The sequence below is a fragment of the Actinomyces gaoshouyii genome, assembly GCF_002076915.1.
Classification (GTDB): Bacteria; Actinomycetota; Actinomycetes; order Actinomycetales; family Actinomycetaceae; genus Actinomyces; species Actinomyces gaoshouyii.
The window spans coordinates 727,461-753,250 of sequence record NZ_CP020468.1 but is presented as its reverse complement, the minus strand read 5'-3'; the positions used below and the strand labels follow the sequence as shown (position 1 = coordinate 753,250).

The 25,790-nt window shown below is 71.0% G+C and carries 18 protein-coding genes and 4 tRNA genes; 4 read left to right on the top strand and 18 right to left on the bottom strand.

Translation table 11 applies throughout. The annotated features are described in order from the left end of the window. Positions 1-4: 4 nt before the first annotated feature. From B6G06_RS03035 to B6G06_RS03010, 6 genes are all read right to left on the bottom strand, one after another. On the bottom strand, positions 5-361 hold the full coding sequence (locus B6G06_RS03035) for a helix-turn-helix domain-containing protein (protein ID WP_080463137.1): 357 nt from the start codon (positions 359-361) through the stop codon (positions 5-7). Positions 362-617: 256 nt separating this feature from the next. Next, complete coding sequence (locus B6G06_RS03030) at positions 618-1,133, bottom strand: CinA family protein (protein WP_081170916.1); 516 nt, start codon at positions 1,131-1,133, stop codon at positions 618-620. Further along, positions 1,126-1,803 (bottom strand): CDP-diacylglycerol--glycerol-3-phosphate 3-phosphatidyltransferase, encoded by a 678-nt coding sequence (gene pgsA / locus B6G06_RS03025; protein ID WP_080463140.1) that lies wholly within the window; start codon positions 1,801-1,803, stop codon positions 1,126-1,128. The genes B6G06_RS03030 and pgsA overlap by 8 nt, the downstream gene beginning before the upstream one ends. 188 nt (positions 1,804-1,991) lie before the next feature. Beyond that, complete coding sequence (locus B6G06_RS03020; RefSeq protein ID WP_081170914.1) at positions 1,992-4,919, bottom strand: FtsK/SpoIIIE family DNA translocase; 2,928 nt, start codon at positions 4,917-4,919, stop codon at positions 1,992-1,994. Between the two features lie 114 nt (positions 4,920-5,033). After that, positions 5,034-5,957, bottom strand: a complete 924-nt coding sequence (locus B6G06_RS03015) for a PfkB family carbohydrate kinase (protein WP_081170912.1) — start codon at positions 5,955-5,957, stop codon at positions 5,034-5,036. 6 nt (positions 5,958-5,963) lie between these two features. Then, positions 5,964-7,598, bottom strand: coding sequence for a ribonuclease J (locus B6G06_RS03010; RefSeq protein ID WP_081170910.1), 1,635 nt, complete (start codon positions 7,596-7,598; stop codon positions 5,964-5,966). 346 nt (positions 7,599-7,944) lie between these two features. On the opposite strand from B6G06_RS03010, the gene B6G06_RS03005 reads away from it, so the two are divergent. Next, on the top strand, positions 7,945-8,889 hold the full coding sequence (locus tag B6G06_RS03005) for a polysaccharide deacetylase family protein (protein WP_081170908.1): 945 nt from the start codon (positions 7,945-7,947) through the stop codon (positions 8,887-8,889). 50 nt (positions 8,890-8,939) lie between these two features. Here B6G06_RS03005 and B6G06_RS03000 read toward each other — a convergent pair. The 5 genes from B6G06_RS03000 to gltX all read right to left on the bottom strand — a co-directional run bounded on the left by B6G06_RS03000 (position 8,940) and on the right by gltX (position 11,104). Beyond that, positions 8,940-9,012, bottom strand: a tRNA-Glu gene (locus tag B6G06_RS03000). Positions 9,013-9,043: 31 nt separating this feature from the next. Continuing rightward, positions 9,044-9,116: transfer RNA gene (locus B6G06_RS02995), tRNA-Glu, on the bottom strand. Between the two features lie 31 nt (positions 9,117-9,147). Further along, a tRNA-Glu gene (locus B6G06_RS02990) sits at positions 9,148-9,220 on the bottom strand. A 37-nt stretch (positions 9,221-9,257) separates the two neighbouring features. Beyond that, a tRNA-Gln gene (locus B6G06_RS02985) sits at positions 9,258-9,329 on the bottom strand. Between the two features lie 230 nt (positions 9,330-9,559). Beyond that, on the bottom strand, positions 9,560-11,104 hold the full coding sequence (gene gltX, locus B6G06_RS02980) for a glutamate--tRNA ligase (RefSeq protein WP_080463145.1): 1,545 nt from the start codon (positions 11,102-11,104) through the stop codon (positions 9,560-9,562). A gap of 245 nt (positions 11,105-11,349) precedes the next feature. Between gltX and B6G06_RS02975 the strand changes: the two genes are divergently transcribed. Continuing rightward, on the top strand, positions 11,350-12,582 hold the full coding sequence (locus tag B6G06_RS02975) for a MalY/PatB family protein (RefSeq protein ID WP_080463147.1): 1,233 nt from the start codon (positions 11,350-11,352) through the stop codon (positions 12,580-12,582). Positions 12,583-13,039: 457 nt separating this feature from the next. Here B6G06_RS02975 and B6G06_RS02970 read toward each other — a convergent pair whose 3' ends face one another. From B6G06_RS02970 to B6G06_RS02950, 5 genes are all read right to left on the bottom strand, one after another. After that, positions 13,040-13,876 (bottom strand): fumarylacetoacetate hydrolase family protein, encoded by an 837-nt coding sequence (locus tag B6G06_RS02970; RefSeq protein ID WP_081170906.1) that lies wholly within the window; start codon positions 13,874-13,876, stop codon positions 13,040-13,042. Positions 13,877-13,953: 77 nt separating this feature from the next. After that, the gene (locus B6G06_RS02965) at positions 13,954-15,522 is read right to left on the bottom strand and encodes an alanine/glycine:cation symporter family protein (RefSeq protein ID WP_373284827.1); all 1,569 of its coding nucleotides are present in this window, start codon (positions 15,520-15,522) and stop codon (positions 13,954-13,956) included. Positions 15,523-15,590: 68 nt separating this feature from the next. Then, positions 15,591-17,036 (bottom strand): alanine/glycine:cation symporter family protein, encoded by a 1,446-nt coding sequence (locus B6G06_RS02960; RefSeq protein ID WP_081170904.1) that lies wholly within the window; start codon positions 17,034-17,036, stop codon positions 15,591-15,593. Positions 17,037-17,047: 11 nt separating this feature from the next. Beyond that, complete coding sequence (locus B6G06_RS02955) at positions 17,048-18,574, bottom strand: alanine/glycine:cation symporter family protein (protein ID WP_240494092.1); 1,527 nt, start codon at positions 18,572-18,574, stop codon at positions 17,048-17,050. Between the two features lie 21 nt (positions 18,575-18,595). After that, positions 18,596-20,131 (bottom strand): alanine/glycine:cation symporter family protein, encoded by a 1,536-nt coding sequence (locus tag B6G06_RS02950; RefSeq protein WP_080463150.1) that lies wholly within the window; start codon positions 20,129-20,131, stop codon positions 18,596-18,598. Positions 20,132-20,251: 120 nt separating this feature from the next. On the opposite strand from B6G06_RS02950, the gene B6G06_RS02945 reads away from it, so the two are divergent. Then, on the top strand, positions 20,252-22,957 hold the full coding sequence (locus tag B6G06_RS02945; RefSeq protein WP_240494091.1) for a DEAD/DEAH box helicase: 2,706 nt from the start codon (positions 20,252-20,254) through the stop codon (positions 22,955-22,957). Here B6G06_RS02945 and B6G06_RS10455 read toward each other — a convergent pair. Both B6G06_RS10455 and B6G06_RS02940 read right to left on the bottom strand, forming a co-directional pair. Beyond that, positions 22,923-23,183: a substrate-binding domain-containing protein gene (locus tag B6G06_RS10455; protein WP_240494090.1), complete on the bottom strand. Its 261-nt coding sequence runs from the start codon at positions 23,181-23,183 to the stop codon at positions 22,923-22,925. The two genes, B6G06_RS02945 and B6G06_RS10455, sit on opposite strands and share 35 nt — an antisense overlap. Then, positions 23,084-23,794 (bottom strand): LacI family DNA-binding transcriptional regulator, encoded by a 711-nt coding sequence (locus B6G06_RS02940; RefSeq protein WP_240494089.1) that lies wholly within the window; start codon positions 23,792-23,794, stop codon positions 23,084-23,086. Before B6G06_RS02940 ends, B6G06_RS10455 begins: the two co-directional genes overlap by 100 nt. Positions 23,795-24,072: 278 nt before the next feature. Between B6G06_RS02940 and B6G06_RS02935 the strand changes: the two genes are divergently transcribed. Then, the gene (locus tag B6G06_RS02935) at positions 24,073-25,758 is read left to right on the top strand and encodes a carboxylesterase/lipase family protein (RefSeq protein ID WP_081170902.1); all 1,686 of its coding nucleotides are present in this window, start codon (positions 24,073-24,075) and stop codon (positions 25,756-25,758) included. Positions 25,759-25,790: the final 32 nt, after the last annotated feature.

The window sequence follows — 25,790 nt, the reverse complement described above, 5'->3', positions numbered from 1 at the left end:
GGCGTCAGCGCACGATGACGCCCTGCTGGCGGACGAGCTCGTCCGGGACGGTATCGGGGATGACGACGCCCTCGGCCATGGCGACGCGCTCGGAGACCTCGCGCAGTACTGTGGACAGGGGGGCGTCGAGGGCCTGGCAGATGGAGGCGAGCAACTCCGAGGAGGCCTCCTTCTGACCGCGCTCGACCTCGGAGAGGTAGCCCAGCGACACGCGCGCCTGCGAGGAGACCTCGCGCAGGGTGCGCCCCTGGTGCTGGCGGACGGAGCGAAGGACCTCGCCGATCTCGCGGCGCAGGAGGACGTTCTCGTGCTTGGTGGTGTCCACGGCAGAACCGTACCCCGTGGAGAGCGCTGGGCGCATCGCCATCCTGGGCGCCAGGCGGGACGAGCGGGCTGGACGGGGGCGAGTCATCTCATTCATCACAAGGCACAACCATTCACTGCTGGGGTTCATTCCCGGCCTCGGTCGCTGATCCATCACCGGGCCCGGGCCGATGGCATGAACCATGTCGCCGGTGTCTGGGAGGACGCTTGGCCGGACTCATGAGCGAGCCATGACATGGGCGTGAGCGCGCCACACGCGCCCCGATCCGTGCGGGCGGCACGGGCGCGGCGCCTCAGAGGCCCTCCCGCACGGCGCGAGCGGCAAGGCGCAGGACCGCCAGGGTGGTCGCGGCACGGATCTCGTCGCGCCCACCGGTCAGGCCCAGCCGGCGGCCCACAGTCCCCCATGGGCCGAAGGCGGCGATATGGACCGTCCCGGCCGGGTGCCCGTCGGCGGGACCGGGTCCGGCCACACCGGTGGTGGCCAGTCCCGCATCTGCCCCGAGGAGCCGGGCGGCGCCCCGCGCCATCTGCTGGGCAATGACGGCGTCGACCGGCCCTGCGCAGGCCAGACGGGCGGCGTCGACTCCCAGGAGCTCAGCCTTGATCCTTGTAGCGTAGGAGACGACAGCGCCCACGAGGACCGTGGAGGCCCCGGGAACCCCGCCCAGCGCGGAGGAGACCATGCCGGCGGTCAGCGACTCGGCAACGGCGAGGGTGAGCCCGCGCTCGCCCAGGGCGCGCAGCAGATCATCCGCCGCCCGGCGCCCCTCGGGCCAGGCCGGCGCCGAGGCGGGCGACTCACCCATGCCGGGCGCCGCCCGCCGCGCCGGCAGCGGACTTCTCGCGCGAGATGCGGATCGCCTGGAGGACGTAGTCGATGCCCGTGGCCACGGTGACGACGAGGGCGGCGGCGACCAATGCGTAGGAGACCCGCAGCAGGGCCGTGGCCAGCGTCGCGGGCAGCACGGCGTGCCAGGGCAGGAGGAGGCCGACCAGCGCAAGGATCTGCAGGACCGTTTTGATCTTGCCGCCCCGCGAGGCCGCCATGACGGCGCGCCGGAGCATGGCGAAGCGCATGACGGTGATGCCGAGCTCGCGCGCGACGATGAGGGCCGTCACCCACCACCACAGGCGACCGGCGGCGCTGAGCAGGATGAAGGCCGACAGGGTGAGGGCCTTGTCCGCGATGGGGTCGGCGATCTTGCCGAAGCTGGTGATGAGGTTGCGCGAGCGCGCGAGCTGCCCGTCGAGCCGGTCGGTGGCCGCGGCCACCACGAAGACGAGGGCCGCGGCCAGGCGCATGGCGTCGCCCGGGCGAAGCATGAGCCACACGAAGACCGGCACGAGGATGATGCGCAGGACAGTCAGGGCGTTGGCGATGTTGAGCAGGGGCGCCTCGCCCGCGGAGGCGCCCCGGCCACTGGTCGACGAAGGCACGGCGGGACCCGGATGGGAGGGGGGCGGGGTGGCTTTCATCGCCTCAAGCGTAGAGGAATCGGGGGAATCCGGTGAGGGCAGCGCCCGACGCGATCACCTATGAATTCTTCATTCATAGTCGATGAGCTCACTCTGCCTGAGCGGATCCTCCACCGGCGGCCCTGACCGCCCAAGGACCCTGGACGGCGTCCCCTCGGGCTGCCCGACGCTCGGGGCGTCGCCCGCGCCTACCAGGACTGGCCGCGGCCGGTGAGGCTCCAGGCGTCCTCGGAGTCCTCCGAGGACGACTCGTCGTCCCAGGACTCGCTCACGGGGGCGTCGCCCGCGGCCTCGAGGGGGTCGATGGCGTAGTGGTCGGTCGGCAGGCCCACCTCGCGCGGGGCCGAGGGCTGGAGGCCGGAGGGCACGCGGGCGGCGGTGGCGTCGGAGGCGCCCGGGTCGTCGATCCGGGGGGCCTCGCCGTCGCCCTTGATCCAGGCGAGGGTCTCTTCGAGCTGCTCGGGCTGGACCAGGACGTCGCGGGCCTTGGAGCCCTCGGAGGGGCCCACGACCTCTCGGGACTCCAGCAGGTCCATGAGGCGCCCGGCCTTGGCGAAGCCGACGCGCAGCTTGCGCTGGAGCATGGAGGTGGAGCCGAACTGGCTGGTGATGATGAGCTCGGCAGCCTGCAGGAGCAGGTCCATGTCATCGCCGATCTCCTCGTCGATCTGCTTCTTGACCTCGGGGACGACGACGTCCTCGCGATACTCGGGGGCGAGCTGGCCCTTGACGTGCTCGACGACGGCGCGGATCTCACTCTCAGTGACCCACGACCCCTGCACGCGGATGGGGGTGGAGGCACCGGGGCCGAGGTAGAGCGCATCGCCCTGCCCCGTGAGGGTCTCGGCGCCGTTCTGGTCGAGGATGACGCGCGAGTCGAGCTGGGAGGCGGTGGCGAAGGCGAGGCGCGAGGGGACATTGGACTTGATGAGGCCCGTGACGACCTGGGCGACGGGCCGCTGAGTGGCCAGCACGAGGTGGATGCCGGCGGCGCGCGCCAGCTGGGTGATGCGCTGGATGGAGGCCTCGACGTCCTTGGGCGCGGTCATCATGAGGTCGGCGAGCTCGTCGACGACGACGAGGAGGTAGGGATAGGGGCTGAGTACCCGCTGGCTGCCTGGCAGGGGCTGGACTTCGCCGGCGCGGATCGCCTTGTTGAAGTCGTCGATGTGCTTGAAGCCGAAGGAGGCGAGGTCGTCGTAGCGGGCGTCCATCTCGCGCACCACCCACTCCAGGGCCTCGGCGGCCTTCTTCGGGGAGGTGATGATGGGGGTGATGAGGTGCGGGATGCCCTCGTAGATGGTCAGCTCCACGCGCTTGGGGTCCACGAGCACCATGCGAACCTCCTCGGGGGTGGCGCGCATCATGATCGAGGTGATCATGGAGTTGACGAAGGAGGACTTGCCGGAGCCGGTCTGGCCGGCCACGAGCATGTGCGGGGTCTTGGCGAGGTTGGTGACGATGTAGTCGCCCTCGACGTTCTTGCCCAGGCCCACCACGAGGGGGTGCGCCTGCTTCTTGGCGGCCCCCGAGCGCAGGACGTCGCCGAGTTTGACCATCTCGCGGTCGGAGTTGGGGATCTCGATGCCGATGGCGGACTTGCCGGGGATGGGGGTCAGGATGCGGATCTCGTCGGAGGCCACCGCGTAGGCGATGTTCTTCTCCAGGCCGGTGATCTTGGAGACGTTGACGCCCCGGCCGCGGTGGACCTCGTAACGGGTGACCTGGGGGCCGCGGGTGTAGCCGGAGACGGTGGCGTCGATGTTGAACTCGGTGAAGACGTTCTGGAGGGCCTCGACGACGGCGTCATTGGCCTCGGTATGGGTGGCGTGCCCGGTGCCGGCCTCCAGGAGGGAGGAGTCGGGCAGCGAGTAGGTGGTGCCGTCGGGCAGGGCCATGGCGGCGCCGCCGGCCATCTCGATCTCGTCGGCGAGGTCCGGGTCGATCGCGGGGGTCTCGTCGGTGACGGCCTCGGGGTCCGTGGGCGGCACGGGCCGCTCCCCCGGCGCCATCGCACTCCTGCCCCGCGGGGTGAGGGCGGGCGGGTCGAGGAGGGGAGAGGGGTCGGCGATGACCTCGGTGGCGGGCTCGGCGCCCACGGGGGCGTCGAGCCCACTCGCGCCGCCGGGGCCGCCGGGGCCGCCGGCGGCGTCCTCCCCGCGCCCGCGAGGGCGCTTCCGGGACGGGGCGGCGCCGTCGACCCCCTCCGGGGCGATCCGGGGGCGCAGGCCGGAGCCGCGCTTGCGCGAGGCGTCCCGGGGAGCCGTCCCGCCGTCGGCGGCATCCTCGGTGGACGAGTCCTCCTTCTCGATGGCGGAGCGGAAGGGCTCATCGCCGTCGTAGGAGTCCAGTGAGGTCGTGGCCGTGAGGTCCGCGTCGTCGACGGGGGCCCGCGATCCCATGGCCTGGCGGACCCGGCCCAGGGCGCGAGTGGGCCAGGTGTCCGCCGGGGAATCGGCGTCGGCCTCGGTCCTGCGGGCGGCGGCGATGTCCCGCAGCTCGGCGATGGTCCTGCCGGAGACCACGAGCGCTGAGAAGGCGATGAGCAGGAGCAGGAGGACGACGGCGCCGACGGCACCGAAGAGCCCGGCCAGAGGCGCGCCGAAGAGCCAGCCGAGCAGGCCTCCGGCGCCCTCGACGCCGGCGATGCCGGCGCTGAGGGCGGGCTGACCGGAGGCGACGTGGATGATGCCGGTGAGCCCCGCCAGGATGCCCAGGCCGCCGACGCTCACGCGGGCGTGGATGCTGGTGAGGCGGTGGACGCGCAGAGTGGCGATGCCCAGGGCCGCCAGGAGGATCGGCACGATGATGCTGAGCACGCCGACGGGCCCGGCGGCCAGGTGGTGCAGGAAGCCGCCGGCGGCGCCGGACACCCCGAACCACTCGCGCAGCCCTATGACCGCGGCCAGGGCGAGGAGCCCGAAGGCCCAGGCGGTGCGGGAATAGCCATGGGCCTCGGCGTGCTGGGAGCCGGGCGCCGCCTGGGCGGGCATGGTGGTGGTCGCGCCGGCGCGGCCCTGGCTCTGCTGCGTGCGACGGCGCCGGCCCGAGCCGCGCTGGGGCGGCTTCGGGCTCGATGAGGGCTTCGCGTTTCGCGTGGTGCTCCGGGGGGCCATGGTGATCAACACGCTAGCGGCAGTGCCTGCCGCGCCGGGCCTGCCACGCCGCCGGGCGGGCGAAGAGTGCGCCACACCTCCCCGGGGGATCGGGAGCGGGGCGCCGCCCGGGGCTCAGGCCTCGCTCAGGAGGGCGTCGATCTCCTCGCGCAGCGGGCAGCGCGCCGGGCCCTGCCGGGAGACGGCCTCGGCGGCGGCCGCGTTGGCGCGCGTGGCAGCGGTGACCTCGTCGAGGCCGTCCATGAGGCCGGCCACGAGCACCCCGGTGTGGGTGTCCCCCGCCCCAGTGGTATCCACGACGTCGCGGGAGAAGCCGGCCACCTCGATGGGAGAGCCGCCGGCGGGCCAGAGCACGCATCCGTGCACGCCGGTGCGGCGCACGATGAGCGCGCCGGGGCAGGCCTCACGCAGTGCGGCGGGGCTGCCGAGCCGGGCGCCCAGCTGGGTGATCTCCAGGTGGTTGCCGGTGAGCAGGGTGGCGCGGCCGAGCAGGCGGCCCAGCGTGGCGGCGCCGATCTCCGGCTCCACGGGGCCCAGGTCGACGACGAGGCCGACCCCCTCGGGCAGGTCGACGAGCCAGTCGGCCAGGACCCGGTGACTCAGGGGGTGGACGATGTCGTACCCGGTGGCGTGGACCCAGTCGCCGGGCAGGAGGTCGAGCTGGCGCAGGTCGTCGAGCTGGGGCTCGGCCTCAATGCCCTCGTTGGTGACGAAGGTGCGCCGCCCGGAGGGCTCGATGAGGGTGATGCAGGTGCCGATGTCCCCCACGAGCTCCTCGACGACGAGCTCGACGCCGTCGAGCATCATGGCCTCGCGCACGAGCGCTGAGTTGGGGCCGGTGCCCAGCGTGGCCGCGAGCGCCGCGGGCTTGCCCTGCCGGGCGACGGCGGAGACCACCGTGTACCCGCCTCCCACGACCGGCCCGGTGGAACTGGCGGTGACCGCCCCGCCGGGGGCGGGGATCCTGTTGACCTGGAGGGGCAGGTCGATGAGGACGCTGCCGGTGGAGATGAAGCAGGCGGGCCGGCGGGGGGTCATGGGGTCTCAGGCCTCGACGACGACGGGCACGATCATGGGGCGGCGGTGCAGGCGCCGGGCCACCCACCGGCCCAGGGCCCGGCGCATCGCCTGCTGCAAGGAGTAGGCGTCAGCCCTGCCGCCGTCGAGCCCCTGCTGGAGGGCGGCGGTGACGTCGGGCAGGACCTCGTCGAAGACGGAGTCGTCCTCGGCCATGCCGCGGGCCTGGATGTCCGGGCCCGCCAGGATCGTGCCGGTGGAGGTCTCCACGACGGCGTAGACGGAGACGAAGCCCTCCTCGGCGAGGATGCGGCGGTCCTTGAGCTCGGCCTCATCGATCTCGCCCACCGAGGCGCCGTCGACGAACACGTAGCCGCAGGGCACCTGCCCGGCGATCCGGGCCTGGCCGTCCAGGAGGTCGACGACGACGCCGTCCTCGCACAGCATGACGTTCTTGGGCGGCACGCCGGTCTTGACGGCGAGGGCCCCGTTGGCCACGAGATGACGGATCTCGCCGTGGATGGGCATGACGTTGCGGGGCGCCACGATGTTGTAGACGTGCAGGAGCTCCTCGGAGGAGGCGTGCCCGGAGACGTGGACGCGGGCGTTGTCGCGGTGGACCACGCGGGCGCCGAGGCGCATGAGCTGGTTGATGACCCGGTAGACGGAGTTCTCATTGCCGGGGATGAGGGAGGAGGCCAGGATGACGGTGTCCCCCGGCTCCACGGTGACGGAGCGGTGCTCCCCGTGGGCCATGCGGCTCAGGGCCGCCATGGGCTCGCCCTGGGACCCGGTGACCATGAGGACCCGTTCGTCGGCCGGCAGGCTGGTGATATCCCGGGCGTCGACGAGGACGCCCTCGGGCACCTTGAGGAAGCCGCGCTCGGCGGCGATGCCCATGTTGCGCACCATGGAGCGCCCGATGAGGGCCACGCGGCGCCCGTGGAGGGCCGCGGCGTCGAGCACCTGCTGGACGCGGTGGACGTGGCTGGAGAAGGAGGCGACGATGATCTGCCCGTTGGACTCCCCGAAGACGGAGTCGAGCACGGGGCCGATCTGGTTCTCGTGCGCGACCATGCCGGGGACCTCGGCATTGGTGGAGTCCACGCAGAACAGGTCCACGCCCTCGTCGGCGAAGCGCGCGAAGGCGCGCAGGTCGGTGATGCGCCCGTCGATGGGCAGGGAGTCGATCTTGAAGTCGCCGGTGCACAGCGCGCTGCCCGCCTCGGTGCGGATCATGACGGCCATGGCGTCGGGGATGGAGTGGTTGACGGCCACGAACTCCAGTTCGAAGGGGCCGTAGACGACGCGCTCGTGCTCGCGGACCTCCCGCAGGACGGGGCGGATGCGGTGCTCCTTGAGCTTGGCGTCGATGAAGGCCAGGGTGAGCTCGGAGCCCACCAGAGGGATGTCGTCGCGCAGGCGCAGCAGGTAGGGCACACCGCCGATGTGATCCTCGTGACCGTGGGTCAGGACGAGGGCGACCACGTCGTCGAGGCGGTCCTCGATGTAGGAGAAGTCGGGCAGGATGAGGTCGACGCCGGGCTGGTCGTCCTCGGGGAAGAGCACGCCGCAGTCGACGATGAGGAGCTTGCCGTCCACCTCGTAGACGGTCATGTTGCGCCCGATCTCGCCGAGGCCGCCCAGCGGCACGATCCTCATCGCGCCTTCGGGGATCGGACCGGGGGCGCCAAGAGAGGGGAAGTTCGTCACGGCGGCATTCTAGAGCAACCGCCCTGACGGCGATGTCGGCGCCCTGGCCCTGGAGGCCCTCGCCCGGGATGCGGGGACTGCCGTGAGGAGCGGCGACCCGGCGGGGGCCACCGCGCTGACCGACTCCCTCGACGCGCTCGCCGATGTCGGAGACGCGCACCCCATCCGCTGGCCTCGGTGCAGATGGAGTGGTCGCTGTTCAGCCGTGAGGTCGAGGAGGAGGTCCTCGGGCCCGCGCCGACCAGCCCGGCCCCGCGCGCCCATCGCCGGAACGCGGTCGGCGTACCCTCAGCCCATGACCCCGCGCCCCGCCCCCTCCCCGGACTCCACTGACCGAGCGCCGGGAGGCGCCGAGGCGGGGGCGCCGGGCGCCGGGGCGAACCTGGCCGCGGATGTAACCGTGGCGGATCACGACGTCGCCCCTGCGCGCTCATCGCGCCGCGGGGCCCTGAGGGTGGCCGGCATGCTCACGGCGGGCGCGATCGGCGCCGCGGCCGGGGCAGCGGCCACCCACTGGCACGACGGGCGCCGCTCCCCTACCTTCCGCGTCGCCGCGCTGCCGGCGGATGACTCAGGTCGCCGCGCGGTGTCCACGACCTTCCGGGCGGCACCGGGAACGGGGTCGGTGGCCCTCACCTTCGACGATGGCCCCGACCCCCATTGGACCCCGGTGGTCCTCGACATGCTCTCCCGCCTGGGGGCCAGGGCAACCTTCTTCGTACTGGGCGAGGCCGCCCGGACCCACCCCGATCTCATCGCCCGCGAGACGGCCGAGGGGCACGAGGTCGCCATCCACAATTGGGTTCACAGGGATGTCTACGGCGCATCGCCGGATGAACTCGGCCGGGATATCGACCGGACGATCGAGGCGATCACCTCCGCTGGGGCGCCCAAGCCATCGCTCTGGAGGCCCCCGTACGGGCGAGTGGACGCCGTCGCCCTGGCCGCTGCTGCGGACCGGGGCCTGGACCTGGTCCTCTGGAGCCTGCACACGCCGGGCGCCGCTGCGGCCAAGGAAGTGGGAGAGACCGCGCAGGACGGGGCGATCATCCTGTGCCACGACGGTCGGAGTCAGCCGTACACCGAGCTCATGGAGGAGATGGGCCGATCCGTGGAGCGAATCCGGTCCCGCGGCCTGCGCGTCGTCAGCGCTGGCGAACTGCTCGCGGGCAGCGGCGGATCGTCAGGATCCCGAGCACTCATCGAGAGCGGCGCCAGGAGCAGCTCCGCGCAGTCATAGCGAAGGCCCGATCACCTGCGGCGACCGAGCCTCATGAGTTCACTTGGGAGTACCCCGTACCGGATTTGAACCGGTGCTGCCGCCGTGAGAGGGCGGTGTCCTGGGCCGCTAGACGAACGGGGCGTGTGGACCGGCAGCCTGGCGGCTGCCTGAGTACCCCGTACCGGATTTGAACCGGTGCTGCCGCCGTGAGAGGGCGGTGTCCTGGGCCGCTAGACGAACGGGGCGTGTGGACCGGCAGCCTGGCGGCTGCCTGAGTACCCCGTACCGGATTTGAACCGGTGCTGCCGCCGTGAGAGGGCGGTGTCCTGGGCCGCTAGACGAACGGGGCGCAGTTCTTCAACTGTATGGTGAGCTCGCGCTCTCCGCTGGGGTACCAGGACTCGAACCTAGAATGGATGAACCAGAATCACCTGTGTTGCCAATTACACCATACCCCAAAGCAGGTGAACCCGGACCGGAGAGCCGATCGGGGCAGCGGGAAGAAATGTACACGGGCTCCCCTTCGCTGTCGAATCGTGGGCGCGTGAACGCCACCACAGCGCCTCGGAGGCCACCGGGGGGGCGACTGCCCCGCTGCCGGGCAGCGCTCACCATGGCGGGCGGTGCCCCGCGCGCCCGGGAGCCCCGGCGCGGCGGGCGGCACGGCCGTTCGCGAGCAGCCCGAGTCTCAGCCGAGGCGCTGCCTCAGGGCGCGCAGGCGCGCCAGGGAGGAAGCCGCGCCGAGGATCTCCATGGACTCGAACAGCGGCGGGGAGACCTGGCGGCCCGTGACAGCCACCCGCAACGGTCCGAAAGCGAGGCGGGGCTTGATGCCGAGCCCGTCGACGATGGCCGCGCGCAGGACCTCTTCGAGGCGCGGCGTCGTCCAGTCCTCGGAGCCGAGGGCATCCAGGGCGGTGATGGCGGCGTCGAGCACCGCGGGAGCGGAGTCCTTGAGCTTGGACACGGCCTTGTCGTCGACAGCGAGCGCATCGTCGCCGACGAGGAGGAAGCCGAGCATGTCGCGGCTCTCCCGCAGCAGCTGGATGCGGGTCTGGATGAGGGGGGCGGCAGCGGTGAGGATCTCCCTCTCGCGCTCGGTCAGCTCGGGGAAGGAGGGTGCGGACACGAGGGGGCGGGACTGCCGGGCCGGGTCGGAGGGATCCGGGTAGATGTCGCGCAAGTGCGGTACGAGGCGGTCTCGGAAGTCGGCCGACTCCAGGCGCCGCACGTGCTCGGCGTTGATCGCTTCGCACTTCCTGGGGTCGAAGCGCGCGGGGTTGGGATTGACGTCGTGGATGTCGAAGTGCTCGACGAGCTGGGCGGGGGTGAACACGTCCTCATCCTTGCTCAGCGACCAGCCCAGCAGCGCGAGGTAGTTGAGCAGGCCCTCGGGGATCATCCCGCGGTAGCGGTGGATGAGCAGGTTGGACTCGGGGTCGCGCTTGGAGAGCTTCTTGTTGCCCTCCCCCATGACGTAGGGCAGGTGGCCGAACTCGGGCACGGACTGCGCGCGGCCGATCGCGATGAGAGCGCGGTACAGAACGATCTGGCGGGGCGTGGAGGACAGCAGGTCCTCGCCGCGCAGGACATGGGTGATGCCCATGGCCGCGTCGTCGACGGGGTTGACGAGCGTGTAGAGCGGGTCCCCGCCGGCGCGCACGACGACGTAATCGGGCACGGATCCGGCCTTGAAGGTGATGGGGCCGCGCACGAGATCGGTGAAGGTGATGTCCTCGTCGGGCATGCGCATGCGCAGCACGGGCTTGCGGCCCTCGGCGCGGAAGGCGGCCCTGGCCTCCTCGGTCAGGTCCCGGTCGAAGCCGTCGTAGCCGAGCTTGGGATCGCGCCCGGCGGCGCGGTGGCGGGCCTCGATCTCCTCCGGCGTGGAGTAGGACTCATAGAGGTAGCCCGCCTCGAGGAGCTCGGCGGCCACCTCCCGGTAGAGGCCCATGCGCTGGGACTGACGATAGGGCTCGTGAGGACCGCCCTTGCCGACCCCCTCGTCCCAGTCCAGGCCCAACCAGGTCAGCGAGTCGAGGATGGCGTTGAAGGACTCCTCGGAGTCGCGCGCCGCGTCAGTGTCCTCGATGCGGAAGACGAAGGTTCCCCCGGTGCGGCGGGCGTGGGCCCAGTTGAACAGGCAGGTGCGGACCATGCCGACGTGAGGCGTGCCCGTGGGCGATGGGCAGAAGCGGACGCGGATGGGAGCGGGCGTGGCGGTGTCAGTCATGATGAGCCATAGCGTAGCCCGGCCACGGGCACCCCTTCCCGGCTTCCCGCCCGTATCGACTCCCACCCATGGCGGCGGCGCGCTCTCGCCGTCGGCACCGCGCCGGCCCCGGCCTGCCCCGCTCGGGTCCTGCGGACATGGACGAGGCGACCCCGGGCAACACGTCCGGCGCCACGGGCCGAGGACCGTTGGAGCGCCCGCTGACGGCATCGGGAACGGGCCCGCGGCCTCGTATGATTCGCTCCATGACCCAGCCCTCCTCTCAGCCCGTCCCTGCCCCGTCCTCCTCGGAGTTCTTCGCCGCCTTCGACGCCCTGACCCCTGAGCAGGTGCGCGCCGGGGGCACGATGAAGTGGTCCGAGCGGCCCGATACCGCGATCTCGGCCTGGGTGGCGGAGATGGATCTGGGCACGGCCCCGGCGGTGACGCAGGCCCTGCACCGCGCCGTCGACGGTGCCCGTTTCGGCTACATGCCCACGTCGGTGTGGGAGGACTGCCGCGCGGCGGTCATCGACTTCCACCGCGACTCCTTCGGCTGGGAGATCCCGGAGCGGGACATGAGCCTGCTGCCCGACGTCCTGTCGGCGCTGCGGGCGATCATCAGCCGCCACACCCGCCCGGGCTCGCCGGTGATCGTGCCCACCCCGGCGTACATGCCCTTCCTGACGATCCCGGGGACGCTGGATCGCGAGGCCATCGAGGTTCCGGCCCTGCGCGGCGACGGCGCCTCGGCCCCCGCCTGGTCCCTGGACCTGGAGGGCATCGAGGCAGCCATGGCCGCGGGCGCCGGCCTACTCATCCTGTGCAACCCGTGGAACCCGGTGGGCCGCGTGCTCACCGCCGCCGAGCTCGACGCCGTCGCGGCGCTATCGGCCAAGTACGGCGTCGTCGTGTTCACCGATGAGATCCACTCCCCCCTCGTTCTGCCCGGGAGCCCCCGGCACATCTGCTACGCCTCCCGCCCCGGCGCCGATCCCGCCCTGACGTTCACGGCGACGGCGGCTTCGAAGGGGTGGAATATCCCGGGCCTGCACTGCGCCCAGCTCATCGCCTCCGGCGAGGCCCGCGCGCGCTTCGACGCCGACCCGCTGTGCTCCTGCCTGCCCGGCGGCGCCTCAATCCTCGGTGTCATCGCCACGACGGCGGCCTTTTCGCAGGGACGGGGATGGAATGAGGCGGTGCGCGAGTACCTGCGCCGCACGCTGGAGGGCATCACAGGGCGCCTGAGCGCGATCGACGGCGTGTCCGTCACCATGCCGGAATCCACCTACCTGGCCTGGGTGGACTTCTCGGGCGCCTTGGCCGATGGCCGGATCACCGGTGCTCCCGCCGGGTTCCTGGAGCGCAAGGCCGGGGTGTCGATGAACGAGGGCGTGACATTCGGCTCGGACTACGCCGCGTTCTGCCGCCTCAACCTGGCCACTGGGCGCGGCATCGCAGACGAGATCGCCGACCGCATCACCGCCGCCCTGGCCTGACCCGGGCGCGCACGATGTCGACCTAACGCTTCAGACGTACGAGATCCCTCCTGGGCCGTCCCTCAGCGTGCAGCTGGGACCGCGACCTGAGGTATCTACGTTCTGCACTTCTCCGACGGGGAGCAGTGCGTCGGGCGGGGCGTTGACGTCGTCAATCGCTTCACAAGCCACCGGCGCCGCTGGGATGATATCCAGGCCATCGAGTTCTGCCGCATCAGCCGCAAGATCCTCGACGACGCGGAGAAGGAGGCCTTTCAGCTCCACCGCGACGCGGGGGTACGACCGCGTAGCTCCACCCTGATGACGAGGACCTGCGGGACCAGCGTGCTGAACGGCGTCATTGTGGACGCGTCCCGGGATTGCGGACGCGCGGCGGGGTCTCCGACGCGCCCCCGGGGCGCGTCGGAGACCCCCACACACGCCCACAACCCCGCCGCGCGGCGCCGCTCGCAGCGCCTCAGCGGCGAACGACGGGGTTGGAGAAGCCGCCGATGCCCTCGACCTCGACGCTCACGCGCTGCCCGGCGCGGATCTCGCCAACGCCTTCGGGCGTCCCGGTGAGGATGACGTCGCCGGGCAGGAGCGTAAAGATCGTCGAGGCGTAGGCGACGAGCTCCGCGACGCCCATGACCATGTCCTGGGTGCCGCCCTCCTGGACCGTCTCGCCGTCGAGCCGGGTGCGCACGGTGGCGTGCGAGGGGTCGAAGGCGCGCTCGTCACCGGGCTCGGGGATCTCGATCCAGGGCCCCAGGGGGCAGGAGGTGTCGAAGGCCTTGGCGCGCACCCACTGCGGCTCGGCGCGCTGGCGGTCCCGGGCGGAGACATCATTGGCCACGGTGTACCCCATGATCACCCGGTGGGCGTCCTGCGGGGTGAGATCCTTGGCGATGCGCTTGATGACGACGGCGAGCTCGGCCTCGTAGTGGACCTCCTCGCTCCAGGCCGGCAGGACGATCGGGGCGTCAGGGCCGATGACTGCCGTGTTCGGCTTGAGGAAGATGATCGGGGTCTGAGGTACGGCGCCATCCATGCCGCCGACCATCTCGGCGGCATGGGCCGCGTAGTTCTTGCCGATGGCCACCACCTTGGAGCGGGGGATGACCGGGGCGAGGAGCCGGGCCTCACCCAGCTCCACGACCTCCCCGGTGGCCTCTGGCACGGAGAAGAGAGGGTCGCCCTTGAGGACGAGCAGGTGCCCCTCGGACTCCCCCGTGGGGACGGCGTCGGCCGCATCCAGTCCCTGGACGATGCCGTAGCGGGGCTCATCGCCGGTGGAGAATCGCGCGATCTTCATGGGGCCAGCCTACCGGTGCCGGAATCGCGATCGAGCTGGCCCGCGTCGTCCCCCGGCCCCGAGTCCGCCTGGGGAGCTCAGCCCTGGGCGACCGGTACCTCGGCGACGGTGGCAGCCGCCCCTCTGGGCGCCCAGACGTCTCCGGGCAAGTCACCCGGCAGGTACGGGTTGCCCTTGCCGACGAAGCGGATCTCCTCGCGCCGGCCCTCCCGCAGCTCCCGGTTCTGGGCCTCCCAATCGCGCAGAGCCCCGAAGGCCCACTTGCCAAGCAGGGTGATGGCGACGATGTTGATGACGGCCATCGCGCCCATGGCGATATCGGACAGGTTCCACACGAAGTCCAGGGAGGCGACGGCCCCGATGTAGGTGGCCACGAGGATCATGAGGCGCAGCCAGGTGTGGTTGGAGTGCGAGCCGCGCAGGAAGTCGACGTTGATCTCAGCGTAGGTGTAGTTGCCCAGCAGGGAGGAGTAGGCGAACACGAAGATGATGAGGACCATGAGGTACTGGCTCCAGTCACCCAGGACATGGGCGACGGAGTCGGAGGTCAGGGTCTTCTTGGCGGCGTCGGCGGCGGCGGTCGCCTCCGGGCCGGCCAGGTTGGCGGCGGAGTCGTAGAGGCCGGAGAGCATGACGATGAGCGCGGTGGCGGTGCACACGATGATGGTGTCGACGAACACGCCCATGGACTGGATGAAGCCCTGCTTGACGGGGTGAGAGGTGGTGGCCGTCGCCGCGGCGTTCGGCACGGAGCCCTCACCGGCCTCGTTGGAGAACAGGCCGCGCTTGATGCCGTTGATGGCCGCGGCGTAGAACCCGCCGCTGATGCCGGCGAAAGTGGCGTTGAGGCCGAAGGCGCCCTCGAAGATCGCCCTGAAGGCGCCGGGGATGGCGTCAGCGTGCAGGCCGAGGATGACGATGGCCAGCAGCGCGTAAATGAGCGCCATGATCGGCGCCATCCACTCGGCCACACGGGCCACGCGCTTGATGCCCCTGAAGACGATGGGGGCCGTCAGGGCCACGAGCACCGCGCCGATGACCCAGGGCTCCACCTTCTGCCCGTGATTCTCCAGGATGCCGTTGACCGCTCCGGCGATCGTGTTGGCCTGGGTGGCCTCGTAGGCGAAGCCGAAGACGAAGGTGATGACGACGGCGAAGACACCGCCCCAGGCGCGCGAGCCCAGGCCGCGGGTGATGTAGTAGGCGGGCCCGCCGCGGAAGGTGCCGTCGGCGGCGGGTACCTTGAACATCTGGGCGAGGGTGGACTCGATGAAGCCGGTGGCCATGCCGACCAGCGCCACCACCCACATCCAGAAGATCGCGCCGGGCCCGCCCAGCGTGATGGCGATGGCGACACCGACGATGTTGCCAGTGCCCACGCGGCTGGCCAGGCCGATGGTGAAGGCCTGGAAGGAGGAGATCCCGCCCTCGGCGTCGCCCCTCGATCCGAAGACCGTGCGGATCATCTCGGGGAACAGCCTGAACTGCACCGCGCGGCTGCGGATGGTGAAATAGAGGCCAACGGCGATCAGCACCCAGGCGAGGAAGCCGGCGTAGAACTGGTCGGAGATATTCTCGAGGGTCGTGGTGACGTTGTCGAGCGCGCCCGTGGGCAGCACCGCCGTCAGCGCAGGGGCAGGGTGGATCAAGGGAGTACCTCCAGAGGCCGGGGGCTGTTCCAAGGAGCCTAGGCCGAGTGTGTTACCCGCCTGTGTCATGCCTGGGCCGAGGGAGCGGCCTCCCAGACGCCGTCGTTGGTATCCCCGGGCAGGAGCGGATTTCCATGACCGATGAACACGGGCTCGACGCCCTGACGGCGCTGAGCCTCCCAGTCGCGCAGGGCGCCGAGCACCCAGCCGATGAGCGCGACGAGCGCCACGAGGTTGATGATGGCCCCCACACCCAGCAGGATGTCGGCCAGTGTCCACACCGTGGTGAGCGCCTGGAAGGCCCCGAGCGCGGCGCAGGCCACGGCGGCGCACTGCAGGGCCTTGGACACCCAGCGGTTCTCGGTGAGGTAGTCGAGGCAGACCTGGGCGTAGGAGAAGGCCCCGATGATCGTCGTGTAGGCCAGGACGACGATGAGGATCGCCATGGGCCAGCGCGTCCACTCCCCCACCAGGAGCGCGATGGCGTCCTGGGTCAGTGAGCCGGCGGCGTCCTTGCCGGTGACGCCGGGCGTGTAGACGGCGTCGCCGGCGATGAGGATCGCCAGGGCGGTGGCGGTGCACACGAGGATCGTGTCGATGACGACGCCGAGGGCCTGGATGAACCCTTGCTGGACGGGGTGGCGCACGGCGGCGGAGCCGGAGGCGCAGGCCGCCCCGCCCAGTCCCGCCTCGTTGGAGAACAGGCCGCGGCGCACGCCGTTGAGGATCGCCTGGACAACCCCGCCGGCCAGCCCCGCGAGCCCGGCGCGCAGGCCGAAGGCGCCCTCGATGATGGAGGTGAGCGCCTGCCAGGAGGCCGCCGGATGGGTCACGACGATGCCCAGGACGGCCAGCAGGTAGGCGGCGGCCATGAGCGGGGCGAGGATCTCCGCGACGCGCCCGATGGCCTTGAGCCCTCCGAGCAGCACCGGCGCGGTGAGGGCCACGACGATGAGAGCGCTGCCCCATGCGGGGATGGCACCGGCGGCCCCCAGAGCGCCGGCCACCGCGTTGGACTGGACCAGGGGCATCGACAGCCCGTTGGCGACCAGGAAGAAGACCGCGAAGACCGCGCCGAGCCACGGCAGGCGCAGGCCCTTGGCGATGTAATAGGGAGGTCCGCCCCTGAAGCTGCCATCGCGGTGGCGAACCTTGAGGACCTGCGCCAGCGTCGACTCCGTGAACGCGGTGGCCGTGCCGAGCAGGGCCACCACCCACATCCAGAGAATGGCGCCGGGGCCTCCCAGAATGAGTGCCAGCGCGACGCCGACGATATTGCCGGTGCCCACCCGGCAGGCCAGCCCGACGGCGAAGGCCTGGAAGGAGGACAAGGAGCGCCCCCCACTCGCCCGGGAGCCGACCATCGAGCCGGCGATCGGGATGGAGTGGCGCAACTGCACGCCGCGGGTGCGGATCGTGAAGTAGAGCCCGGCCCCGATGAGGAGCCAGACGAGGAAGGTGGAGTAGAGGGAGTCCGAGACCTGGGTGAGGATGTCGTTCAGCGCGGGCATGGTCCCTCCTCTCAGCACTGCCCGGCGGGGTCAGCGGCGGGGCCGCCGGACGCCGCCGCCCTCCCGTCCCAGACGCCTCCGGGCAGGTCACCGGGCAGGTGGGGGTTGGTGCGCCCGACGAACACCGGGACGCGGCCGGCGCGCAACTGGGCGTCGAAGTCCCTCAGCGCCCCCAGGGCCCAGGGGGCGAGGCGGACGATGACCACGAGGTTGAGCAGCCCGAGCAGCCCGAGGGCGATGTCGGCCAGGGCCCACACCACGGGCAGGTCGACGATGGTGCCGGCAAAGGCCGCGGCGGTGAGGGTCAGGCCGAAGACCTGCTCGGCGCGGCGCTGGCCGCCCAGGTAGTTGACGTTGACCTGCGAGTAGGAGTAGCAGCCCAGGACGGTGGAGAAGACGAGGACGAAGATGAGGACCACCATCGGCCATGTCGTCCAGGCCCCCAGGTGCTCGGCGACGGCCTGCTGGGTGAGGACGGCCCCGATGCCCTTGGCGTTGTCCGCCGTGTAGGTCCCGGGCGCGTAGGTGTCGGTGGCGAGCAGGATGAGCAGGCCCGTGGCGGTGCACACGAGGATCGTGTCGATGAAGACTCCGAAGGACTGGATGAGGCCCTGGCGGACCGGGTGAGTGGTGGTGGCGGTGCCCGCGGCGTTGGGCACTGTCCCCAGGCCGGCCTCGTTGGAGAACAGGCCGCGGCGCACGCCGTTGAGGACCGCTGCGACGATCCCGCCGGCGACGCCGTACAGGGCCTGATCGGCCCCGAGGCCCCCCATGAGGATCGAGCGCAGGACACCGGGGAGCTCGGTGATGTTGAGCGCCAGGACGATGACGGTCATGGCCACGTAGACGAGCGCCATGACGGGCGCCATCCACTCGGTGATCCGGGCCACCGACTTCAGGCCGCCCAGGACGACGGGCCCGGTGAGCATGATGAGGAAGACGCCGACCATCCAAGGCTCCACGGACGGGACAGTGGCGTTGATGACCCCGGCCAGGGAGTTGGTCTGCACCATGACCACGGTGACGCCCACTGAGATGATGCACAGGACGGCGAAGACGGCGCCCCAGGCGCGCGACCCCAGGCCGTTCTTGATGTAGTAGGCGGGACCGCCGCGGAAGGTGAAGTCGCGGCCGCGCTCCTTGAAGATCTGCGCGAGGGTCGACTCGATGAAGGCGGTGGCCATGCCGATGAGCGCGACGACCCACATCCACAGCAGCGCTCCCGGGCCGCCCATGAGGACGGCGATCGCGACGCCCGCAATATTGCCGATGCCCACGCGTGCCGCCAGCCCCACAGCGAAGGCCTGGAAGGATGAGATACCGCCCTCGGCGCCGCCGCGCGATCGGGTCAGCGCCCGCGCCATGGTCCCGAGGTGCCGGGCCTGAACGGCACGGGTGCGGATCGTCAGGTACAGGCCGACGGCGATGAGCAGTGCGGCGAGCACATAGGTGTAGAGGAAATCATCGACCTGACCGAGCTGCTCGGCGAGGGTAGCCGTGGGCAGGGCCGTCGGTGCGGTGAGCGGTGCGGGGGTCATCTCATGAGTCCTCTTCGTTCGTCAGGAACAGTGCTCGGCGCCGGTCGAGGCGGCCGGCTGGGTCGATCGGGGTGAGGGGACGGCGTCGTCGCGCGAGGCCCACACGTCGCCGGGGACGTCTCCGGGCAGGTGGGGGTTGCCGCGCCCCACGAAGACCGGCTCGGCGATTCCGGCGCGGATCTGGGCCTCGTAGTCGCGCAGGGCGCCCACGCCCCAGCGCACGAGCCAGAGCAGGGCCGCGAGGTTGGTGAGCGTCATAATGGCCATGGCGATGTCGACGGCGTTCCACACCACGTCGAGGGTGAGGATGGCACCGGCGGAGGCCGAGACCACGGAGAGCACGCGCACCGTCCAGCTCGCCCAGCGCCGGGGCCCCACGAGGTACTCCATATTGACGTCGGAGTACACGTAGGCGGCGATGATGGAGGAGTAGGCGAGCACGAAGATGAGCACCGCCATGGGCGCCACGGCCCAGCCGCCCAACTCGTGGGCGATGGCCAGGGTGGTCAGCGTCGCGGGATTGGCGTCCGGGGAGGACCAGACCTCGGGCCCGGCGATGAGGATGACGAAGGCGGTGGCCGTGCACACGATGATCGTGTCCACGAAGACGCCGAGGGACTGGATGAGCCCCTGCTGGACGGGGTGGGCGACGGTGGCGGTGGCAGCGGCGTTGGGGGCGGTGCCCTGACCGGCCTCATTGGAGAACAGGCCCCGCTTGGTGCCATTGACGACGGCGGCGAGGATGCCTCCGCCCAGGCCCCCGGCGATGGGCTCGGGGGCGAAGGCGGCGCGCACGATCTGGCCCAGGACGTCGACGAACTCGTGGATATTGGTCAGGCAGATGAGGGCGACGAGGACGATGTAGATGAGGGCCATGATCGGGGCCATCCACTCGGTCACGCGTGCCACGGCCCGCACCCCGCCGAAGACGACCATCGCGGTGAACACGAAGATGAGGGCGGCGACGACGAGCTGGGCGGATGTCAGTCCCCCGACGCCGGGCAGCGGGGCGGCGTCGTCCGCGTCGAAGGCCGCCAGAAGGGTTCCCGCGACCGAGTTCGACTGCACCGAAGTGATGATGAACCCGCAGGTGACCAGGGAGATGATGGAGAAGACGACGGCGAGGGGGCGGCTTCCCATCCCCCTGGTCATGTAGAAGGCGGGTCCACCGCGGAAGGCCCCGTCGGCGGAGCGGACCTTGAATACCTGCGCGAGGGTCGCCTCGAAGAAGGCCGTGGCCATACCGACCAGCGCCACCACCCACATCCAGAAGATCGCGCCGGGCCCTCCCATGAGGAGGGCAGCGGCCACGCCGAAAACGTTGCCGATCCCCACGCGCGCGGCCAGCGATATCGCGAAGGCTTGGAAGGAGGAGATGCCGCCGTCGGCGCCACTGCGCGCGCCCCGCACCTGCCGGATCATGGAGCCCAGGTGGCGGAGCTGAACGCCCCGGGTGGCGATGGTCAGGATGAGGCCCGTGCCGACCAGCACCCACATGGTGATGTGGGCGGTGATCCAGTCGGCGATCTCCTGGAGGTTCGCCGCGAGTGCGTCCATGCTGCGCCTTCCGCTGATTATGGGAATGCCGGGCATGCTCTCATGAAGCGACCCCTGCGCGAAGCGCCGTGCCGGATTCTGGGCCGAAGCGCGCTGGATCCCGTGTGGGACGATGGCGCCATGTCCACCGGCACCGCTCCCCCGGCCCCCGCGCTCAACGCGATGCTCGATGCGCTCATCCCGGCCGATGAACCGCAGCGCGTGCCTGAGCCGGAGGAGGTCTACCTCGTCTTCACCGAGTGGGCCGAGGAGACCGGGCGTCCGCTCTACCCCCACCAGGACGAGGCGCTGAGCCAGATCCTGGACGGGCGCCACGTCATCGCCGCGACCCCCACGGGCTCGGGCAAGTCAATGATCGCGCTGGCGGCCCACACCGCCTCGCTGGCCCGGGGCGGGCGCTCCTACTACACCGCGCCCCTCAAGGCCCTGGTGAGTGAGAAGTTCTTCGAGCTCGTGCGCCTCTTTGGCGCGGACAACGTCGGCATGGTCACCGGGGACACCTCGATCAACGCCGCCGCCCCCATCATCTGCTGCACGGCGGAGATCCTGGCCAACCAGTCCCTGCGCGAGGGCGAGGCCATGGACGTGGACTGCGTCATCATGGACGAGTTCCACTACTACGCCGACCCGCAACGGGGTTGGGCCTGGCAGGTGCCGCTGCTGGAGTTGCCCCAGGCCCAGATGGTGCTGCTGTCGGCCACGCTGGGAGACGTGAGCTTCTTCGTCAAGGACATGAGGGAGCGCACAGGCCGGGAGGTCGCCGTCATCGAAGGGGCTGAGCGACCGGTGCCCCTGGAGATGGAGTACGTCGTCGAGCCGATCGGTGAGCTGCTCCAGCGCTTGGTCCAGCAGCACAAGGCCCCGGTCTACGTCGTCCACTTCTCCCAGAAGGAGGCGATCGAGCGGGCCACCTCGCTGCTCAGCGTGGACCTCGTCCCCAAGTCACGCAAGAAGGAGGTGGCTGCGGCGCTGGGCTCCTTCCGGTTCGGACCGGGTTTCGGTGCCACGCTCTCGCGCCTGCTGCGCGCCGGCATCGGGGTGCACCACGCCGGGATGCTGCCGCGCTACCGCAGGCTGGTCGAGCGTCTGGCGCGTGAGGGCCTGCTGAGCGTCATCTGCGGGACGGACACCTTGGGAGTGGGCATCAACGTCCCCATCCGCTCAGTGGTGCTGACCTCCCTGGTCAAGTTCGACGGCGCCAAGGAGCGCCACCTCACGGCGCGCGAGTTCCACCAGATCGCCGGCCGTGCGGGCCGCGCCGGCTTCGACACCCGCGGCTACGTGGTCGTCCAGGCTCCCGAGCACGTGATCGAGAACGCCAGGGCCCTGGCCAAGGCCGGAGACGACGAGCGCAAGCGCCGCAAGATCGTGCGCAAGGCTGCTCCCGAGGGCCGGGTCAACTGGACGGACAAGACCTTCGAGCGCCTGCGGGACGCCCAGCCCGAGACGATGACGAGCCAGTTCCAGGTCACTACCACCATGGTCCTGGGCCTCATGGAGCGCGACGGCGATCCCGTGGCGGCAATGGCCCAGCTGCTCTCACGCGTCCACGAGAGCGAGGCGATCAGGCGCAAGCACGTACGCCGTGCGATCGACATCTACCTCTCGCTGCGCACGGCCGGGGTGCTCACCCACGTCTCATCCGCCCAGGCCCGGTCGGATGGCCGCCCACGCCTGCGCCTGGCGGTGGACCTGCCTGACGACTTCGCTCTCAACCAGCCCCTCGCCCCCTTCGCTCTGGCGGCCATGGACCTGCTGGGCGTGGACTCCCCCGAGCACACGGTGGACGTCGTCAGCGTCGTCGAGGCGACTCTGGACGACCCGCGCCCCTTGCTCTATGCCCAGCAGCGACAGGCCCGTGGCGAGGCGATCGCCGCGATGAAGGCCGAGGGCCTGGACTATGACGAGCGCATGGCCGCGCTGGAGGAGGTCACCTGGCCCCAGCCCCTGGCTGAGCTCCTGGCTCCCGCGCTGGAGATGTACAAGCAGTCCAACCCCTGGATCGCCGAGTACGAGCTGCGTCCCAAGTCCGTGGTGCGGGACATGGTGGAGTCAGCGATGACCTTCTCCGACCTGGTCTCGCGCTATGAGCTGGGCCGCAGCGAGGGCGTCCTCCTGCGCTACCTCACTGACGCCTACCGGGCGCTGCGCCAGGTGGTCCCCGAGGAGCACCGCACTGAGGAGGTCTCCGCCCTTATCGACTGGCTGGGGAACCTGGTGCGTGCGGTTGACTCCTCCCTGCTGGACGAGTGGGAGGCGCTGGGCGCCGCCCAGGCCGGCCGTGCCGAGCTGGCGGCCGGGATCCTGGAAGGCGACCGCCCCGGCGAGGACGACTCGATCGGCGTCGAGCGCGCCTTCGGGGCGGACGAGAACGGCAAGGTGGCCTTCAGCCGCAACCTCCACGCCTTCCGCGTGGCGGTGCGCAAGGAGATGTTCCGTCGCGTCGAGCTCATGGCGCGCGACGACGTCGAGGCCCTAGGACGCCTGGACACCTCCTCCGGCTGGGGCGAGGATCGGTGGGACGACGTCCTGGCCCGCTACTGGGACGAGTACGACTGGATCGGCACCGACACGGCCGCGCGCGCGGTCGTGCTGGCCCCGCTCGACGAGGCCCCGAGCCCCACGGACCTGGCGGCGGCCGGGGTCTCCGACCGTCTCATCGAGGCCTTCGCCAGGAGCGGCCGTACCGTGTGGCTGGCTACCCAGGTGCTGGAGGACCCAGACGGGGACCACGACTGGCGGCTGACCGCACTTGTCGACCTGGCCGAGTGCGACCAGGCGGACAGGGCCGTCATCCACCTGCTGAGCGTGGGCCCGCAGAAGTAGGCGCCTGCGTGGACTCGCGCACCACGAGCTCAGGCGCGAAGGTGATGTGTTGGATCGCCGAGCCGTCGGAGAGCAGCAGGTCCGCTGCGGCCCGGCCAATCTCACGCATGGGCTGGTGCACGCTGGTCAGCGGCGTGATGAGCTCGGAGGCGATGGCGACGTCGTCGTAGCCCACGATCGCCACGTCCTGGGGGATGCGCAGGCCGCGGTCACGAATGACGCGCATGGCTCCGATGGCCATCTGGTCGTTGGCACAGAACAGGGCCGTGGGGGCTCGGGATCATCCAGCAGCCGGGCCGCTCCGACCGCGCCGGCGTCTGCGCAGTAGCTCGCGCCCTCGTGCACCGCCTCGACCTCCACCAGGACCTTGTCCGAAATCGCTGGGTGGTCCATCAGCACCACCCGGATGCCGCGGCCGGCGAGCACGGCCAGGTTGTCCAGTGTGAAGGCCGAAGGGGTGACGATGACGCCGCGCACGTCTAGACCGGCCAGCACGCTCATGAGCTCGCGGTCGCGGTGGGGATCAGAGTCCGTGGAGCCGACCATGGGCACGCGCCCGTCCTGACGCAGCCGGTCCTCAATCCCGCGGGCCGCCTCGGTGAAGAAGGGGTTGGAGATGTCGTGGACGAGAACTCCGGCCAGGGAGGACCCGCCGTGCCGCAGGCGCCTGGCCGTCTCGGAGCGGACGAAGCCGAGCTCCTTGATGGCAGCGCCGTCGCCACGGTCCTGGACCTGTCCCAGCAGCTCGCCGGTGCTCCCGGCCGCGGGCACGGTGCGCCTGTGGGCGCGAGCCGAGCCGCCCGTACCCGGGTTCTTCGGCTCGCAGGTACCTGACACCCTCATCCTGGGCCTGAGCGACGACGAGGGCGCCCACGAGCTGGCCGCCTGGACGGCCGCTTCCTGTCCAGCGAGGTGGCCGGTGGCTTTACCGGCCGCATGATCGGAGTGCGCGCGCTGGCCGGCCGTACCCGTATCCGGTCGCTGACCTACACCGCGATCTAGCACGCGCTACCCCAGGCAGCCATCCGACGGCGCCGCCCTCCTACAGTGGAGCGCGGCGTCGTCGGCCACCCCAGCACCGACGCAACCTGGCCGCTCACTCACAAGGACCTGCCATGCCCCAGTCACCGCTCACCGGCCGCTCCACCACGGTGTCACCCGCCTGGGCGATCCACCCCGCCTCCACCCCGATCGCCGCCCCCACCGGCGAGGCGGGCCCCGTGGTCAGCGCGCCAGCCGGCACCCTGCGTGGGGTCTGGCGTCAGGTCGCACTCCCGCCCGGTGCCACGGCGGTCTATGACCGCTCGGCCGCCTTCTACAACATCCCCTACGCTCAGCCGCCGGTGGGCCCGCGACGCTTCATGGCACCCGTGCGCGCCGAGCGCTGGCAGGGCGTACGCGAGGCGGCCCTGCCCGGCCCCACGCCTCAGCGTCGTCCCTTCGGGGTGACCACCGCGATCCCTGAGCCCAGCGTGAGCGGTGAAGAGGTCCTCAACCTCAACGTCTTCACTCCCGATCCCTCCTCGGAAGCCCGGCTGCCGGTCCTGGTGTGGATCCACGGCGGCGGCTTCTTCGCCGGCAGCCACAACAGCCCGTACTACGACGGCGCCGCCTTCAACCGCGACGCAGTGGTGACGGTCAGCCTGTCCTACCGTCTGGGCATGGACGGCTTCGGCTGGGTGCCGGACTCTGACGCGCCGGTCAACCGCGGCATCCTGGACCAGGTCATGGCGCTGGAGTGGGTTCGCGAGAACATCGCTGCCTTCGGTGGGGCCCCAGGGCGCGTCACCATCGCCGGTCAGAGCGCAGGCGGAGCGAGCGTGCTCGCACTGCTGACCGCTCCATGCGCTCGCGGCCTGTTCAGCGCCGCAATCTGCCAGTCCGGTGGGACGACGGCGGCCACTCTCGCCGATGCTCGTGCCGTGGCCACACGCGAGGCCGAGCTCGCAGGCGTGCCAGCCACGCTGGCCGGCTGGCGCAGCCTGACCGAGGAGGAGGTGCTCGACGTCGCAGCCACGCTGGGCACCGAGTTCCCGCTCTTTGACATCGACCTGGGTCCTGAAGGGCTGGCGCCCTTCCTGCGGCTTCCTCGCACGATGTCACGCACCTTCATGCCGGTGGTCGACGGCGAGGTCCTGCCACAGGCGACCTTCGAGGCGGTGCGCGCTGGAGCAGGTCACCAGGTCCCGCTGCTCATTGGCGGGGTGACCCATGAGATGACGCTCATTGGTCACGCGCTGGCCGAGCCCCTGGCACGGCTGTGCGGTAGTGCGGAGCAGGTGAGCGTGGACCGCCTGCTGGCTGAAGCCGGCCTGGAGCCGGTCGAAGTCAAGGCCTTTCACGCGGCCTATCCCGAGCTGACGGGACGCCCCGACGCCGATCTCGTGGGCGCGGGGCAAGTCATCTCCGACTATCTCTTCCGGCTGCCCGCGCTAGAGGTGGTGCGCCTGCGCGCCGCGGATCGAGAGACAGCAGGACGGACCTGGCTCTACGACTTCGCCTGGGGCTCGACCCTCCCGGGACCGGGCGCGGGCCTGGCCGGGCACTGCCAGGAGGTTCCCTTCGTCTTCGACTGCCTGGCCCACCCTCACGCCGACGGCGTCCAGGGCCCGCAACGTCCCCAGGCCCTGGCCACGGTGGCGCACGCCGACTGGGTGGGGTTCCTCCGTCACGGCGACCCCGGCTGGCAGCCGTGGGCACGCTCGTGCACCGGCCGCACCTACGGCGGGCCCAAGGCGCCCGAGGGAGCCAGCGACGGCGAGGTCTTCAGCTGGGACTTCCACCTGCTTCAGCGGGGCTGAAGAAACGCCGGCCCGTGCGACCGAGGTGGCCA

Bases quoted from the DNA above. Each gene is read 5' to 3' on its own strand.
- B6G06_RS03035 (WP_080463137.1), bottom strand. From the start codon at position 361: ATGCGCCCAGCGCTCTCCACGGGGTACGGTTCTGCCGTGGACACCACC.
- B6G06_RS03030 (WP_081170916.1), bottom strand. From the start codon at position 1,133: ATGGGTGAGTCGCCCGCCTCGGCGCCGGCCTGGCCCGAGGGGCGCCGG.
- pgsA (WP_080463140.1), bottom strand. From the start codon at position 1,803: ATGAAAGCCACCCCGCCCCCCTCCCATCCGGGTCCCGCCGTGCCTTCG.
- B6G06_RS03020 (WP_081170914.1), bottom strand. From the start codon at position 4,919: ATGGCCCCCCGGAGCACCACGCGAAACGCGAAGCCCTCATCGAGCCCG.
- B6G06_RS03015 (WP_081170912.1), bottom strand. From the start codon at position 5,957: ATGACCCCCCGCCGGCCCGCCTGCTTCATCTCCACCGGCAGCGTCCTC.
- B6G06_RS03010 (WP_081170910.1), bottom strand. From the start codon at position 7,598: ATGAGGATCGTGCCGCTGGGCGGCCTCGGCGAGATCGGGCGCAACATG.
- B6G06_RS03005 (WP_081170908.1), top strand. From the start codon at position 7,945: ATGACCCCGCGCCCCGCCCCCTCCCCGGACTCCACTGACCGAGCGCCG.
- gltX (WP_080463145.1), bottom strand. From the start codon at position 11,104: ATGACTGACACCGCCACGCCCGCTCCCATCCGCGTCCGCTTCTGCCCA.
- B6G06_RS02975 (WP_080463147.1), top strand. From the start codon at position 11,350: ATGACCCAGCCCTCCTCTCAGCCCGTCCCTGCCCCGTCCTCCTCGGAG.
- B6G06_RS02970 (WP_081170906.1), bottom strand. From the start codon at position 13,876: ATGAAGATCGCGCGATTCTCCACCGGCGATGAGCCCCGCTACGGCATC.
- B6G06_RS02960 (WP_081170904.1), bottom strand. From the start codon at position 17,036: ATGCCCGCGCTGAACGACATCCTCACCCAGGTCTCGGACTCCCTCTAC.
- B6G06_RS02955 (WP_240494092.1), bottom strand. From the start codon at position 18,574: ATGACCCCCGCACCGCTCACCGCACCGACGGCCCTGCCCACGGCTACC.
- B6G06_RS02950 (WP_080463150.1), bottom strand. From the start codon at position 20,131: ATGGACGCACTCGCGGCGAACCTCCAGGAGATCGCCGACTGGATCACC.
- B6G06_RS02945 (WP_240494091.1), top strand. From the start codon at position 20,252: ATGTCCACCGGCACCGCTCCCCCGGCCCCCGCGCTCAACGCGATGCTC.
- B6G06_RS10455 (WP_240494090.1), bottom strand. From the start codon at position 23,183: ATGCGCGTCATTCGTGACCGCGGCCTGCGCATCCCCCAGGACGTGGCG.
- B6G06_RS02935 (WP_081170902.1), top strand. From the start codon at position 24,073: ATGCCCCAGTCACCGCTCACCGGCCGCTCCACCACGGTGTCACCCGCC.